The following is a 15,709-nucleotide window of genomic DNA, read 5'->3' on the forward strand; positions in this document are numbered from 1 at the left end:
GATTAGTATAAGATCTTGTTTTTTAAAACCCGCCATCTGGCGGGTTTTTTGTGCACGAAAGAAAGTGAATAACTAATACCAAATCCCGATTGGTATTAGTTGATTACTTTTCTGTACGCCACAGCTGGCTTAGCATGAACATTCCTGCAGCGGCAACGACCACGGAAGGGCCAGCCGGTGTATCGTAATGCCACGACATGGCCAGACCAATGACGACAGCAACCGCGCCGATAGCAGAAGCTAAGCCAGCCATAAATTCTGGGCTATGAGAGAAACGTCGAGCCGTTGCGGCCGGAATGATCAGCAGCGAAGTAATGATCAGCGCCCCGACAAACTTCATTGCGACCGCGATAACCATACCGACCATCAGCATCAGTAAAAGCCGCATCAAATCAACATTTACCCCTTCAACTTGCGCCATATCTTCATTAATAGTCATGGAGAGTAAAGGGTGCCACAGGGTGAACAGTGCGATCAGCACCAGCAATCCGCCGCCGTATATCCATAATAAATCTGTCGTGGTGACGGCTAATAAGTCACCAAACAGATAAGCCATCAGATCGATACGAACATGATCGAGGAAACTGACAGCCACTAAACCCAGCGATAATGCACTATGGGCAAGAATACCCAATAAAGTATCGGTGGCGACGTATTTTTGCTTCTGTAGGCTGACCAGAATGACAGCTAACACTAAGCAGCAAATGATCAGGGCCAGGTTAAGATTGATATCAAATAAAAAACCTAATGCAATACCCAGTAGCGAGGCGTGAGACAGGGTGTCACCAAAGTAAGCCATCTTACGCCAGACGACGAAGGAACCTAATGGGCCTGCCAGTATGGCAATGCCAATGCCTGCGGCAAGGGCCGGAAGAAGAAACTCAAGCATTATGATCACCGTGTTGTTCTTTATGATGCTGGCATGGACCGACAGGACTACCCGCAAGATCGTGTTCGTGATTATGATGGTGATGATACAAAGCCAGTTGTTCGCTTTGCTGCTGACCAAATAGAGCCACGTAGGAAGGATGGCGGGTGATGGTATCGGGTTCGCCCGAGCAGCAAATATGATGGTGCAGGCAAATCACATTGTCGGTTTTTGCCATGACTAAATGCAGATCATGCGAAACCATTAAAATGGCACAGTTGAGCTTATCTCGCAGAGTCTGAATTAAGTTATATAGTTCCAACTGGCCGTTTACATCAACGCCTTGTACAGGTTCATCTAAGACCAGCAGATCAGGTTTTTGCAGCAGTGCCCGGGCTAACAGTACCCGTTGCATTTCCCCACCCGACAGTGAATGCATATCACTGTGCTGGAGGTGGACGCCTCCGACAAGGCTCAATGCTTCGACCCTGGTATTTTCTTTGTAACGCCCAGCTAGCCGCATGAAACGATCTACCGTTAGAGGCATAGACGTATTAAGTTGCAGCTTTTGCGGAACATAGCCAATACGTACTCCCTTCTGACGAACCACTTTACCTGTCGTGGGTTTGAGCAAGCCGGTGATCACCTTAACCAGAGTAGATTTACCTGCCCCGTTAGGGCCGATTAAAGTGGTGATTTGGCCTCGTTCAAGTTTTAGAGAAACCTGATCCAGGACATGCCGTTCAGCGAAAGTAACGGTGACCGACTGTAGTTCAATTAAAGTTGTCATGAAAAGAATACTGAGAAGGAATTTGCCAAAATGAGATGTTATAATATAACATTCGCTTTCTTATTGGTATTCTTTAATTTTAATGGGCATTGTTTAATGGACATCGTTATGCGTCGCTTTACTTCATGGTGCTGTGCAGTTGTATTGGTACTTTCTGGCTCTGTTTTTGCCTGCTCTGCCCTTGCTAAAAATGCGAAAGCATTTTCAGTGGTCACCACAGTAAAACCACTGAATATGATTGTACAGGATCTGACTGCAGGTATAACCCGCAGTGACGCATTGCTACCACCTGGCACGTCACCACATGATTATGCATTACGCCCTTCTGATATGAAAAAATTGCGAGATGCTGATTTAGTGATCTGGGTGGGGCCTGAACTAGAAATGTTTCTTGCCAATATGCTTGAAGGAAAAGATAACAGCCTTGCGTTAACTGAACAGCATTCTATTGATTTCCGCCACTATGGGCATGCTGTTGAGATCGATCACGGTGATCACAATCACAGCCATGATGGTATTGATCCACACCTTTGGTTGGGGCCAAAACAAGCAATTCAGGCTGCAAATGTGATCACTAGGGCGCTTGTTCAACATGACCCATTGCATAAAAAGGGCTATGAGGATAATCTCTCGATGTTCGTCTCAGAGATCAACCAAACCATCACTGAGTTGAATAATAAACTCAAACCATTAGCAGAACATGGCTACTTTGTTTTTCATGATGGCTATGGCTACTTTGAAGAACAATTTGGGCTGAACAATCTTGGACATTTCACGGTTGAGCCAGATCGACGACCTGGTGCAAAGACGTTAATTTCAATACGTCGTGCGCTGAAAGATCAACAAGCTTTTTGTGTGTTCAGTGAGCCCCAGTTTTCTCCAGCTGTAGTCAATAGTGTTGTTAGTGGTACTGACGTTAAAATAGGGACTCTTGATCCAATGGCAACTGAAATTGCAGAGGGCAAGGGAGGATATGCCCGATTTCTTACAGAATTGGGTGCGAGTTTTACCAAGTGTCTTGAATAATGAAATTGTATAAGGTTACGGTCTCTTCAATAAAACAATTACCTCGTCAGCATCTGATTGCGTTAGCCTCAACCTCGCTGTTGATGATGGTTGCACTTATGTGGCAGCCATCGAACCAAACGTATCAGACACCTAAATTTCAACGCGCAGAACGGGTTGAAATAGAGCTGCCACATGAGAACGTCGAAGTATTATCAGAGCAGAATAGTGAGCCGCTGGGTGCTGTTCTGGATCCTGAAGATCCTGAATTTTCAGCTCCCAAAGATGAGCTTGAGCAGAAATTAGAGCAAGTCACTGACGTTGCTCATAAGCATAAAATTGCGTCAGGTGAAACTTTAGGTTCGATTTTCTCGCAATATGCGTTGCCTATTTCTGATATGTACCGACTGATCAAGGTCAACAAGTCGATTCAGAATCTTCGGGTAGGGCAAACAATAGAATGGTCTGTTGATGATGATGGGCAGGTAAAAGAATTTAAGATACAGCGCAGTAAAAAAATTACTGATAGCTATAGTTTGGCTGACAAGGGTTATCAGTTCAAACAGATTGAAGAGAATGGTGTGATCAAGCCAGTCTTCTTAACAGGAAGGATAACCGGTAGCTTCTATAATTCAGCGCTTGCTGCTGGTTTAACGCCTAATCAGATCCAAACTTTAGTTCAGGTTTTACAGTGGCGCTTTGATTTCGGTCGGGAAGTACGTAAAGGGGATCGTTTTGCCGTATCAGTAGAGCGTGAGTTCATTGATGGTAAAGCGGTGACTAAAGGTGAGCTGAAAGCGCTTTATTATCTGAGTGGTAATCGTGAAATTTTCGTAATGCGTCATAGCGACGATCAGTTTTATGATGGCGTTGGCAATAGCTTAAATCGTGCATTACGCCGTATTCCATTAGCGAAGCGCTATCGTATCAGTTCGTCGTTTAACCCGACGCGTAAGCACCCGGTAACCCGTCGTATTTCGCCACACAATGGTACCGACTTTGCAACTCCGATTGGTACGCCGGTATTGGCGGCAGGCGATGGTGTGGTGGTTAAAGCTCGTAAGCACCCACTCGCGGGCAACTATGTTGTTATTAAGCATGGCCGTGAGTATATGACCCGTTACCTGCACCTTCATAAATTGCTGGTAAAAGTCGGGGATCGAGTGACGATGGGCCAACGTATAGCGTTAAGTGGTAATACAGGACGTTCGACCGGCCCGCATCTTCACTTTGAGCTAATCAAGAAGAATCGTCCGGTTAACGCTATGAAAGTACCATTGCCTCAGGCTGATCCTGTTCCAAGTAAAGCGCGTTCTAAATACAAACAGCTAGCTAATAGTGAAAGACAGAAATTACTGGCGGTGATGCCCGGTTAGTTTTTCTTATTGGGGTAGTTTGGGTATAAAAAAAGCGCACAAGGTGCGTTTTTTTATGTCTGATGATGTAATTTATAAAACCAAGCTTATATTAGAATCATTCATGCTGCATAATTGCAGATTTCATTTAGTTCGAGTTTACGAGTTTGCGCTATGCTGTTGATATTACAGGCGTTGAATAATATGAATAAAGCCTTTATTGCGATTGTTTGTTTGTTGCTTTCACTGCTTGCTGGGCTTCCTGCTGCTCACGCTGGCGCGAACTACGCTTTTTATCCATTACCTCACCAAGAGCAAGGGAGTCTTGTTTCGGCTGTCAAAATCATTAATAACACCAACGGTGGTTTATGGTTTGTCGATGTTCAGGGTGAACTGATTTTTTATGATGGCCGTATTTTGCATAGTGCTGTTGACGGGCTGGGTAATATCGTTAAAGGCGTAACCGATGTTGTTATGGTGAACCAGGCGTTATGGTTGATCAAAGATGGCGAAGCTTTTCATTACTCTCCGGCAGAAACCCGATTACGTAAACTCAACTTCAGTCAGATCCCACTGAAACATGTTATTCACAAAGGTGGAGAAGTTTGGTTTGCCAATGACAAGGGGCTTTATCTCGTTACAGAGCGTCAGGTACGCCCGGCATTTTTCAGTTTACCTGAGGGCTTTATTACAACGGGTTTATATCTTGCCGGTGAGTCACTGTTTATTGCCGGGGAAAGCGGTCTTTATGAATTTAAAGAGCGCCAGCTGATTGAACCAATGCAGTACCCTGAACATCAGGTGACGGCGGTTTATGCCGATAAAACCAACCAGCTCTGGGTGGGTACCAATGAAGGACTTTTCGTGAATAACAGTGAAAAGCCTTATTTATTTAAAGATAGTAAACCGTTGAGTCATCATTATATTTCGAGTATTTCTGAAACAGATTCAGGACTGTGGATTGGTACCAAGAAAGGGTTGAATCTGCTCGAATTTGAGAGCCGTGAATTGCATCAGTTTCTAGCTCGTCGGCATGATACTTTTTCCATTGATGGCGATCAGATCCAGGCTTTACACCGTGATGAGCAAGGGGCGTTATGGATAGCATCCAATAATGGGATCAACTATTTTCCTACCACGACAACCCTGTTTAAGCGTCTTCGTTACGGTATGCAGGTCGATCAGATTCAGGCAGGGCAGATTAACGATGTGATCGAATTGCCTGACGGTAAGATCTGGCTGGCTACCGATCGGGGGTTGGTGGAACTGAATGGTGAACTTGATATTGTGCGCCAAATTACCACTCTGGGTGTTGTTAACCATATCGCTAATCGTAACAATGAGCTATGGCTCGCGACCGAGCGTGGGCTGAAGGTTTTTTCATTATCGAGCAATAAACTGGTTTCTTATGAACTGCCTCCTTGGTTTAACAATGAGCTCGTTGTCAGCATTATGGTTGATCACTATGGGTCGGTCTGGATTGGTATGCGATCAAAATTGTATCGCTACTGGCCGGATAGCCATGAATTGGTTACTTTTGGCAGCCATTGGCAGCAGGATCCTAAGGGGGATGAACTGGCCACAATTATCTTTGAAGATAGTGCAAAACAAGTATGGATAGGAACGGACTATGCGCTGTATCGTTTTGACGCCGGACGCCTTCAAGTTGTTGAACAAACCAGAGGTCAAGGCGGAGTTTTAGATTTATATGAAGATCAGATGGCGCAGCTTTGGATTGTGAATAATCATAGTTTGCAGTTTGCACCTGATTTAAAAAACTTGCAGCCATCTATCATCGAACTTATGGGTGAGCGAGCCAATCCTTATTGCGTGGTGAGTGATAATAAAGGCGTGTGGTTAGGCTCCAGTAAAGGTGTGTCATATTTTTCATTTAATGCTGATTTACGTCAGCATTTTGCACCGCCGGTTGGAGTCATTGAAAATGAATTTTACTCACAAGCGTGTGAGCGATTATTGTCGGGTAAAATGCTTTTCGGTGGCCGTGAAGGGCTGTTGGAAGTTACCCCTGATAAGTTACTTAAATCGGATACTGAGTTATCGCAGGTCGTGATTGGTGAAGTACGTATTAATCATCAATTACGTCAGTTTGCTGGTGCCAGCGAGGAATTACTGCTTGTACCGTTTGGTGATTCAGTCAGTTTTAATTTAGGTATTTTACCATTTTCCTGCCAGACTAAACTGCAATTTCGTTTGTCAGGAAATGAGGATGAACGTTGGCATTCGTTGAATGGCTATTTGCTGATCTTTGATACCTTGCATCCGGGTAACTATACGTTAGAACTCAGAATTGATTCACTGAATAGTGAATTGGAACAAGTCACGTCATTCTCATTTCAGATCCTGAAGCCCTGGTATCTTTCTTATTGGACAATGGGTACTTTCATACTGTTAATCTGTTCAATTTTAACCTTGTTTATTTCCTGGCGTTCAAAGAATGTTAAAGAACAAAATCTACATTTAAAACAAGCGGTCTTCCGTAAGACAGTTCGTATAGAACGGCAAAAGAAGCAGCTTTATTCAAGCAATAAGCAGTTACAGCACATATTAAACGTTCGTCAGAACTTCATGGCTCAGTTATTCCATGAGTTGCGCACACCGCTAACTTTAATTTTGGGTCCGGTTAAGAAAATGCAGGAAGCCAACCAGGGGGAGGAGGCTGAGAAATTCAGTATGATTGCCCATAATGTTGAGCGTTCACTGCACTTGGCGGATCAGTTACTGGCAAGGGATGCATTGGCATTTATTGAGCCGGAAAAACAGTGTGAGCAGTTAGTCAGCCCGATTATTAAGGCCACGGTAATGAGCTGGCAGATGGAGGCAGATCAAAAAGATATTTTATTGTGCCTAGAGGATAATACCGACGGTGCCAGTATTAAAACCGCCCCCTACCATTTAGAAATTATGGTCGGTAATCTGTTATCAAATGCCCTGAAATATACGGCTATTAGAGGTTGTATTACAGTGACGGCTAAAAATGATCGCGCCGATTTGACAATATCGGTGGCAGATACAGGTAAAGGGATGTCTGAAGATGTTCGTGACAGTATCTTTACTCCGTACTTTAAAGAAGAGCCTGAATTTAATGTTGAATCTGGATTCGGACTCGGCTTGAGTACGGTGAAACAGCTGGTGGAATGTTACAGAGGTGATATCTCGGTTATTAGCTATAAAGGCGTTGGAAGCGAGTTTGTGCTGAAGCTTCCGTTATACCGACATGATAACCCCGACAGCGTGACAGTACCCGATAACGGTCTGACCATCGATGATTCACCAATGACAAAAGCAGGATCTAATACTGCGACTGATAATTCTACACCGTGGCGTAAAGAAGTCATTGCGCTGGTGGAGCAGCATTTCCATGATGCCGATTTTGGTACGGCGGCGGCGGCAAAGGCAATATTTACCTCAGAGCGCAGTTTGCAGCGCAAGTTTAAGCAAGAATTTAATATGTCGTTTAAAGATTATGTGATTCAGTTTCGATTTGAACAGGCACAATTGATGTTGAAGCAAGGTGATAAGATTTCTGATGTCGCGTTATCCTGTGGTTTTAACGATCCGTCATACTTTAGTGCCAGATTCAAAAATAGTTTTGGGGTGACGCCATCGCAGTTTGTTGCGTCAGCTCAAGGGTGTGAAAAAAGCCAGGAATAAACAAGATGATGGGTATTTGTCGGGATGACTGGTAAGTCAATCAAGATGGCAAATGAAAAAAAACGTGGTGTAGTTATTGGGACTACACCACGGGTGTCAATGACACCTTCGCTTGCTGCCAGGCAATATGGTAATACCATATTGCCTTCGGAATAACAAAAGAGCCCGTTGCTCTGTGTTGGAATCAATATAACGTTTTTGAGTTACCCCCTGTTATAAGATACCCGCCACCTTACTATAAAAACACGACAATAGTTAAAAACACTTTAAAATCAACTATTTATTTTCGACTTCTTCGGTGCGTTAAAAACGTTAAAGCTTTTTTCCTTATAAATATTTGCCTGAATTAACGAGTTTCCTTTCATTTTTCCAATCAATAAACCCATACCAATAAAGTGTTATTTTGATTTAGAACAAGACTGGCACCGGTAAGGTGTGTAAGATTGCATATAGAAATGCTAATAATTCTTATTAAGGTATCGATTTAGTATGAAACTGTCAGAGTTGTCGCGCGGCGTAAATGGAGTCGTGACAGGTATGTCGGATCTCCCTGCCGCCACCCGGAAAAAGCTAATGGTTATGGGGTTATTACCTAACACTGAAGTGAGCGTTATTCGTTTAGCCCCACTTGGTGATCCTCTTCAAGTGCGGGTACGTGGTGTTGATATAGCACTTCGTAAACAAATTGCCGCGAATATTGATGTAGAGGTGCGCTAATGCAGTACAACATTCTTACCGTAGGTAACCCGAATAGCGGTAAAACAACATTATTTAACGGTCTTACCGGTGCTAAACAACAAGTGGGTAACTGGGCTGGGGTAACTGTTGAGAAAAAAACTGGTAATTACCAATGCGCGGGTGACACTTTTGCTCTGACCGATCTACCGGGTATTTACAATTTAGACAGTGCTAATGACGCCAATAGTTTAGATGAAGCAATCGCTTCTCGTGCGATTTTAACAACACCGGCTGATGTCATTATTAATGTTGTTGACGCTTCCTGTTTAGAACGCAGTTTATACATGACTCTACAGCTGCGTGAGCTTGGCCGCCCAATGGTGGTGATATTGAACAAAATGGATGTGTTAAAGCGCCAGCGTCAGGTTCTGGATATCAAAGCGCTGGAAAAAGCCCTTGGTTGCCCTGTGCTATCCCTCTCAGCACATAACCAAAAACAGGTTAGCGAGTTTAAAACCAGATTGCACAAAATGCTGGCCCAAGGCGTTGCGGCCAGTGACATTTTGCTTAACTACGGTGAGCGATTTGAAGCGGCAATTTCTGATATTGAAGTTCTTTTCTCTGACGCCCAGTTAAAAGCACGTTCACAAGCTATTCGTGTGCTTGAAAATGATACCTTGGTTATTAACGGATTATCTGAAGCCGATAAGAGCCAAGCATGTAATAGCCGCAATAAATTGTTAGTGGATGTCGACCCAGATATTCACGTTGCCGATGTTCGTTACACATTCCTGCATCAGCTTTGTCAGAAAGTTCGCCGCCAAGAAGGCAAATTGAGCCGAAGTATCAGTGATAAAATTGACAGCGTTCTTTTACACCGCGCGTTTGGTATTCCATTCTTTTTTGTCGTGATGTATCTGATGTTTATGTTCGCCATTAATATCGGTAGTGCATTTATCGACTTTTTTGATATCAGCGTTGGTGCCATCCTTGTCGACGGTGGTCATTATCTATTAGACGGACATTTGCCCGTGTGGTTGGTAACCGTGATTGCTGATGGTATCGGTGGCGGTATTCAGACAGTTGCGACCTTTATTCCTGTTATCGCATGTTTATATTTGTTCCTGGCGTTATTAGAAAGCTCTGGTTATATGGCTCGCGCTGCGTTTGTGCTTGATAAAGTGATGCAGAAAGTAGGTCTGCCGGGTAAGGCATTCGTTCCATTGGTACTGGGTTTTGGTTGTACCGTTCCAGCGATCATGGCAACGCGTACTCTGGATCAGGAGCGTGAGCGTAAGCTGGCGGCGGCAATGGCACCGTTTATGTCATGTGGTGCACGTCTGCCTGTATACGCGTTATTCGCAGCGGCATTCTTCCCTGAAAATGGTCAGAATGTTGTATTTGCCCTTTACTTACTGGGTATTGTGGCTGCAGTGATGACCGGTATTATTCTGCGCCACACGCTTTACCCCGGTAAGAGCGATAGCTTCATCATGGAAATGCCAGATTATGAATTCCCGACTATGCGTAATGTGGGTATTAAGACCTGGCAGAAACTGAAGAGATTTGTCTTGGGGGCCGGTAAGACTATCGTGGTCGTGGTTGCCTGTTTGAGCTTCTTGAACTCGCTGGGTACAGACGGTACATTCGGTAATGAAGACTCTGAGAATTCAGTACTATCGAAAGCGGCGCAAATTGTAACGCCAGTACTAGCACCAATCGGTGTGAAGGAAGACAACTGGCCTGCCACCGTGGGTATCATTACCGGTATTTTTGCCAAAGAAGCGGTAGTTGGGACGCTGAATAGCCTTTATGCGCCTTCTGGTAGCGAAGATTCAGAATATGATTTATTAGGTAGCCTTCGAGAAGCCGTCGAAACGATCCCGGCAAACCTTGCGGATCTAAGTTACTCAGATCCGCTGGGTATTACTGTGGGTGAGCTAGACGACTTGAATGCAGCCGCAGAAGAGCAAGATGTTGACCAATCAATCTTTGGTAACATTCAAGCGCACTTTGTGAGTTCTGCTGCCGCGATGGCTTACTTGATTTTCATCTTGCTATACACGCCTTGTGCTGCCGCGATGGGGGCTTATGTGCGTGAGTTTGGTCAGAAGTTCTCTGTGTTTATCGCAGGCTGGACAATGCTATTAGCTTATACCTTTGCCACTGTTTTCTATCAAGCCGCGCACTTCGCAGATCACCCTGTAAGCAGTATGTCTTGGATTGCCTTCTTTGTTCTGATTAATGCCGGTTTATTCGTCGCGTTTAGACATCAGGGTAAGAAACAACAAGAAGAGTTGGTTGTATTATGATCCTTCAGCAGCTGAAGCAGTATATTGAACAACATGGGCGCTCGAGCCGCAAAAAACTGGCAACTCATTTTGGTATGTCTGAAGATGGCGTCGAAGCAATGCTCGATGTTTGGGTTCGCAAAGGCACTGTTGGTAAAGAGTTGGTTGGCTGCGACAGTGATAATTGTTGCCAATCAGCAAAAGAGGTCTGGTATCGTTGTTTACATGCTAACGAGCTGTCGGTAACCGTGATGCGATAATCACGTTGATCATTCGAAAACAAAAGGCAACCACTCGGTTGCCTTTTTGCTATCTAACAGATGCACATCAAATTTTAAGCTGCAACAAAGCCGTCTATATTGTTCAACTCATCACGTAGCTCTTCTGCTAAAGCTTGTTGTAGTCCGTCATTGCGCTGGGTGCCATCGGTGTTGCCCCAAACCGGACCCGGCCAGGCAATGTCGGTGGTGAAACGCGCAATATGGTGGACATGTAATTGCGGGACCAGGTTACCGAGTGCGCCGATGTTAATTTTGTCGGCCTGATAGTCACTTTCTAGTAAAGCCGCTACAGCACTTGATTCACGGATTAATTGGTACTGCTCGTCAACAGGTAAGTGATGGATCTCGGTCAGATCATCTTTGCGAGGTACAAGGATCAACCACGGGCCTAGGGCCTCTTTGGACAACAGAACCCGGCTCAGTGGTAAGTCACCTAAAATCGTAGTATCTGTCGCTAATTGCGGGTGTAGAATGAAACTCATTGTAAATATTCCTTAAGAGTACAGTGCTGCTCACAAGCTGGAACATTGTTGATTTTTAAAGGTAGGTACTTAGGTATTCTGACATTATCTTTTAGATAAATAAAATATACCAATCGCGATAATAGTCTGGCCATTCAAATATACAGGTACACGCGTTTGTGGTTGTTATTGTAAAAGTGGAGATAAAGATGGCGGATGAATATCAGCAAGTCTTAGATTATTGGTTTGGTGAGTTAGGTAAAGAAGTCACAGTAACCGACAAAAATGCCCTGTGGTTTAAAGGCGAAGAAGAGACAGATAAGCTTATCGCCGACAAGTTTCAACACTTAGTCAGTCAGGCTGGCCGTGGCGGATTAGGCCATTGGACTACGACCGCGAAAGGCTCTCTTGCGCTGATCATTTTGCTTGATCAATTTTCCCGTAATATTTATCGCGGACTCAGTGCCGCATTTCGTTATGATTCGCTGGCACAGGCCATTTGTAAACGATCACTGGCTCAAAACCGCGATGAAGAACTAACACCAATCGAACGGGTGTTTCTTTATTTGCCATTAGAGCATTCTGAAGCCATTGAAGATCAGGAAGAGTCAGTATTTTGCTTTAACCAGTTACGCCAGGGTATTTCACCAGAAAATGCAATTATTTTTGAAGGCTTCTATCAGTATGCCGTCAGCCATCGTGATGTGGTGAAGAAATTTGACCGCTTCCCGCACCGTAACGCCGCTTTGGGGCGTTTATCGACCCAGGAAGAGCTGCGGTGGTTGAACAACGGTGGTCAGCGATTTGGCCAATAGTCTTGATTTAATACCAATCGTTATAATACCGGCCTCTGTCTGGCACATATTACGTCATAACGGAACAAGGCCATGCTTACGAGGATGGCCTAACAGAATTTTGAAATGTTCTAGGGATTAGCTAAGCGGCATTACGCGATTACGACCGAGTTTTTTTGCCTGATTCATAAATGTATCGGTACGGTCAATTATACTTTCTCCCGGCTCATTCTCCAGTCTTTCTGCTACACCAAACGAAGCCGTAACCGAATTAATGCGTTGTCCCGATTTTTTGTCCAGAACCGAGATCTTTTCTAAAGTGCGACGCAGGGTTTCGGCTTGCTGCCTGGCTGATGACTTTACTTTATGCGGTAAGATTATCACAAACTCTTCCCCGCCAAAGCGATAGGCCTGGGCATAATCTCGGCAGCTTTCTTTAAGTCTGCGGGCAACGATTTTGAGTACCTGATCACCGAGCAAATGGCCATAGCTATCGTTAAAATTTTTGAACCTGTCGATATCTAACAGGATCAGGCTGAGAGGTGTATCATTTTGGATGTAATTTTGAAAATCACGGTCGAATGCGCGGCGGTTTAAAATGCCGGTTAACGCATCCTCATTCGCTTCTTTCTGGCTTTCAATTAGCGCCTGACGCAAGGACGATATCTCTTGTTGCGTGCTGCTTAGTTGCCCTTTAAAGGTACCGGTTGAAGTGTGTATCTGACGGGATTCACGAACTAGCTCGCGTACCAGCTTCATGGTTTCTTCTAGTGACAATCCATCTTGTTCCGCTGTTTCTAGCTTGCTGAAGCTCTTCGTTAATACGCCCTGAAATGCTTCTGTATCCGATAGAGTATCTGCCATGCTGTGGGAGATCTCTTGCATCATCGCGGTCAGGCTCTGTTTTAACTGAGCCATATCTTTATCGGTCTGACTAGCCAAATGCTCTTGATAGAGGGTATCGCATAAAGTTGGGGTACAGAGGCCTAGCTCGGCAATTCCCTGATCAACTGCCTGGTTGAGCATTGGGAGTTGTTGCTTTGCATAAGTGTACCAAAGTGCATAGTTGGTAGGCGTCGTCGGTACTTTGTGTTTGATCATTAAGGGAACCGTTTTTTTTAACGTTTTTGTCGATTCCACAAAACTATCGTTGCTCATAACACGAATTCCATTTGTTGCAGCAAATATAAAAAACTCGTCATAGTGAAACCGCTGATTGAACAGAATCCATTGGATTGCCTGAGCGGATACAAATGACCGTGAAGAAGGTTAGCCTCAATCTGTTATACCAATAACAATGATATACACAGCTACAAAAAACCCTCTAAGGATACCTCAGAAGGCTTTAAATTATTAGTATGTAATCATATTTTTAATAAATCACATAAACAATAATGATACTAACAGCCACAAAAAAGCCTTCTAAGGTTACCCTAGAAGGCTTTAAATTATTAGGCTGTAATCATACGGTTAATTACATACGTTCAAGGGTTTCGATACCAAGCAGATCCAGACCCTGTTTAATTGTGTTCGCAGTGAGTAGAGCAAGTTTCAGACGGCTCTGCTTAACAGCTTCTTCCGCATTTAGAATTGGGCATGCTTCGTAGAAGCTAGAGAACTTGCCTGCCAGTTCGAACAGGTAGGTACACATCAGGTGTGGCTGGCCTTCACGAGCTACTGTCAGTACAGCTTCTTCAAATTGCAGAAGTGCAGACAGCAGCGCTTGTTCTTTCTCATCGTTGATAACAACAGGGTGAGTCAGATCTGCTAGCTCAACGTCAGCACGTTTGAAGATAGAAGCCACACGCGTGTAAGCGTATTGCATGTATGGTGCTGTGTTACCTTCAAACGCCAGCATGTTATCCCAGTCGAAGATGTAGTCAGTTGTACGGTGCTTAGACAGGTCCGCATACTTAACTGCAGCCATTGCAACGGTTTTTGCAATGTTTGCTTTTTCTTCAGCGTCTAGTGTTGGGTTCTTTTCCTCGATGAGTTTAGCTGCGCGCAGCTCTGATTCATCAAGCAGATCCGTCAGACGCACAGTACCACCCGCACGGGTTTTGAAAGGACGGCCATCTTTGCCAAGCATCATACCGAATGCGTGGTGCTCAAGAGTCACCTCTTCAGGTACATAGCCCGCTTTACGAACGATAGACCATGCTTGCATCAGGTGCTGATGCTGACGTGAATCGATAAAGTAAAGTACACGGTCAGCATTTAGCTGCTCGTAGCGGTACTTAGCACATGCGATATCAGTGGTTGTGTACAGGAAGCCGCCATCACGCTTCTGGATGATAACACCCATCGCATCGCCGTCTTTGTTCTTGTACTCGTCCAGGAATACCACTTGCGCGCCGTCACTTTCAACAGCCAGACCCTTTTCTTTCAGATCAGCAACAATGCCCGGCAGCATGTCGTTATACATTGATTCACCCATTACGTTCTCACGAGAGAGTGATACGTTCAGGCGATCATAGTTACGCTGGTTCTGAACCATCGTAACATCAACCAGCTTCTTCCACATTTCGGCACAGTATTCGTCGCCGCCCTGCAGTTTAACCACGTAACCACGGGCACGGGCTGCGAACTCTTCATCTTCGTCGTACATCTTTTTAGATTCACGGTAGAACGCTTCAAGATCGGAAAGTTCCATCGAAACTTCACCCGTCTCTTTCTGTACGCGTTCAAGGTTTGCGATAAGCATACCGAACTGAGTACCCCAGTCACCGATGTGGTTAGCACGGATAACATTGTGGCCTAAGAACTCAAGAGTACGAACAACCGCGTCACCAATGATGGTTGAACGCAGGTGACCAACGTGCATTTCTTTCGCTACGTTTGGTGCTGAGTAGTCAACAACAATATTTTGTTGCTCTTCAGTGGCAACACCAATACGTGCATCAGCCAGTGCCTCTTCAGCACGTGCTGCAAGCCAGCTTTTGCATAGGAAGATATTGATAAAGCCAGGACCTGCGATTTCTACTTTTTCAGCGATACCGTCAAGATCCAGAACATCGATAACTTTCTGTGCAAACTCGCGAGGGTTAGTGCCTAATTTTTTTGCTAGGCCCATTACACCGTTCGCCTGGTAATCACCAAACTGCGCCTTTGCAGACTGACGTACAGCTGCCGGGCTACCTGCTGGTGCGCCTGCGGCTTCTAATGCCTGAGATACTTTGTCATTAATTAGTGCTTGAATGTTCACACGCTGATCCTTTAAATCGTTTGTAACGCTAATGTATTCATTAGTGAGGCAAAAACGTTACAGTATTCAAGAGTTGCCAGTAAGCAAAAACCGTCAAAAATAGTCACGAAAGTTGTTACATTAATTCACTGTTATTAATGCAAATGAAGAGCTCGTGAGTATTTTTGACGGGGCATCCTCTTGAGTCAGAGGTGGTATCTTGAATACACAAATAGTATTTCCTAATAATACCCACATAGTTAGGTACTTTGGCAACCCGAAAAGGCCATTGTTTGCGATTTTTTTTTTGCTCTAAGGGCTTGATGAAAA

The 15,709-nt window shown here is 44.5% G+C and carries 12 protein-coding genes; 7 read left to right on the plus strand and 5 right to left on the minus strand.

Translation table 11 applies throughout. The features are described from left to right. Positions 1–103: 103 nt before the first annotated feature. Entirely contained in the window at positions 104–889 is a 786-nt protein-coding gene (znuB, locus tag L4D76_RS16240; RefSeq protein ID WP_428441941.1) for a zinc ABC transporter permease subunit ZnuB, read from the minus strand. Beyond that, entirely contained in the window at positions 882–1,658 is a 777-nt protein-coding gene (gene znuC / locus L4D76_RS16245; protein WP_428441942.1) for a zinc ABC transporter ATP-binding protein ZnuC, read from the minus strand. The genes znuB and znuC overlap by 8 nt, the downstream gene beginning before the upstream one ends. 108 nt (positions 1,659–1,766) lie before the next feature. Here znuC and znuA point away from each other — a divergent pair, with 108 nt between their 5' ends. The 6 genes from znuA to L4D76_RS16275 all read left to right on the plus strand — a co-directional run bounded on the left by znuA (position 1,767) and on the right by L4D76_RS16275 (position 10,919). Next, positions 1,767–2,684, plus strand: coding sequence for a zinc ABC transporter substrate-binding protein ZnuA (znuA, locus tag L4D76_RS16250; RefSeq protein ID WP_428441943.1), 918 nt, complete (start codon positions 1,767–1,769; stop codon positions 2,682–2,684). After that, entirely contained in the window at positions 2,684–4,039 is a 1,356-nt protein-coding gene (gene mepM, locus L4D76_RS16255; protein ID WP_428441944.1) for a murein DD-endopeptidase MepM, read from the plus strand. Before znuA ends, mepM begins: the two co-directional genes overlap by 1 nt. 183 nt (positions 4,040–4,222) lie before the next feature. Then, a complete protein-coding gene (locus tag L4D76_RS16260; protein WP_428441945.1) occupies positions 4,223–7,690 on the plus strand; it encodes a helix-turn-helix domain-containing protein in 3,468 nt (1,155 codons plus the stop codon). A gap of 489 nt (positions 7,691–8,179) precedes the next feature. Continuing rightward, positions 8,180–8,407 carry a FeoA family protein gene (locus L4D76_RS16265; protein WP_428441946.1) on the plus strand — a complete coding sequence of 76 codons (228 nt, stop codon included), beginning with the start codon at positions 8,180–8,182 and terminating at the stop codon, positions 8,405–8,407. Next, positions 8,407–10,680 (plus strand): Fe(2+) transporter permease subunit FeoB, encoded by a 2,274-nt coding sequence (gene feoB, locus L4D76_RS16270; protein ID WP_428441947.1) that lies wholly within the window; start codon positions 8,407–8,409, stop codon positions 10,678–10,680. Before L4D76_RS16265 ends, feoB begins: the two co-directional genes overlap by 1 nt. Further along, the gene (locus L4D76_RS16275; protein WP_428441948.1) at positions 10,677–10,919 is read left to right on the plus strand and encodes a FeoC-like transcriptional regulator; all 243 of its coding nucleotides are present in this window, start codon (positions 10,677–10,679) and stop codon (positions 10,917–10,919) included. The genes feoB and L4D76_RS16275 overlap by 4 nt, the downstream gene beginning before the upstream one ends. Positions 10,920–10,993: 74 nt before the next feature. On the opposite strand, the gene L4D76_RS16280 is transcribed toward L4D76_RS16275, so the two are convergent. Further along, on the minus strand, positions 10,994–11,422 hold the full coding sequence (locus tag L4D76_RS16280) for an HIT domain-containing protein (protein WP_428441949.1): 429 nt from the start codon (positions 11,420–11,422) through the stop codon (positions 10,994–10,996). 188 nt (positions 11,423–11,610) lie between these two features. On the opposite strand from L4D76_RS16280, the gene L4D76_RS16285 reads away from it, so the two are divergent. Beyond that, positions 11,611–12,216 (plus strand): DUF924 family protein, encoded by a 606-nt coding sequence (locus L4D76_RS16285; RefSeq protein ID WP_428441950.1) that lies wholly within the window; start codon positions 11,611–11,613, stop codon positions 12,214–12,216. Between the two features lie 117 nt (positions 12,217–12,333). On the opposite strand, the gene L4D76_RS16290 is transcribed toward L4D76_RS16285, so the two are convergent. Then, positions 12,334–13,353, minus strand: coding sequence for a GGDEF domain-containing protein (locus tag L4D76_RS16290; RefSeq protein WP_428441951.1), 1,020 nt, complete (start codon positions 13,351–13,353; stop codon positions 12,334–12,336). 316 nt (positions 13,354–13,669) lie between these two features. Further along, on the minus strand, positions 13,670–15,400 hold the full coding sequence (gene argS / locus L4D76_RS16295; RefSeq protein WP_428441952.1) for an arginine--tRNA ligase: 1,731 nt from the start codon (positions 15,398–15,400) through the stop codon (positions 13,670–13,672). Between the last annotated feature and the right edge of the window lie 309 nt (positions 15,401–15,709).

Origin of the sequence: Photobacterium sagamiensis (genome assembly GCF_050337085.1) — a bacterium.
Classification (GTDB): domain Bacteria; phylum Pseudomonadota; class Gammaproteobacteria; order Enterobacterales; family Vibrionaceae; genus Photobacterium; species Photobacterium sagamiensis.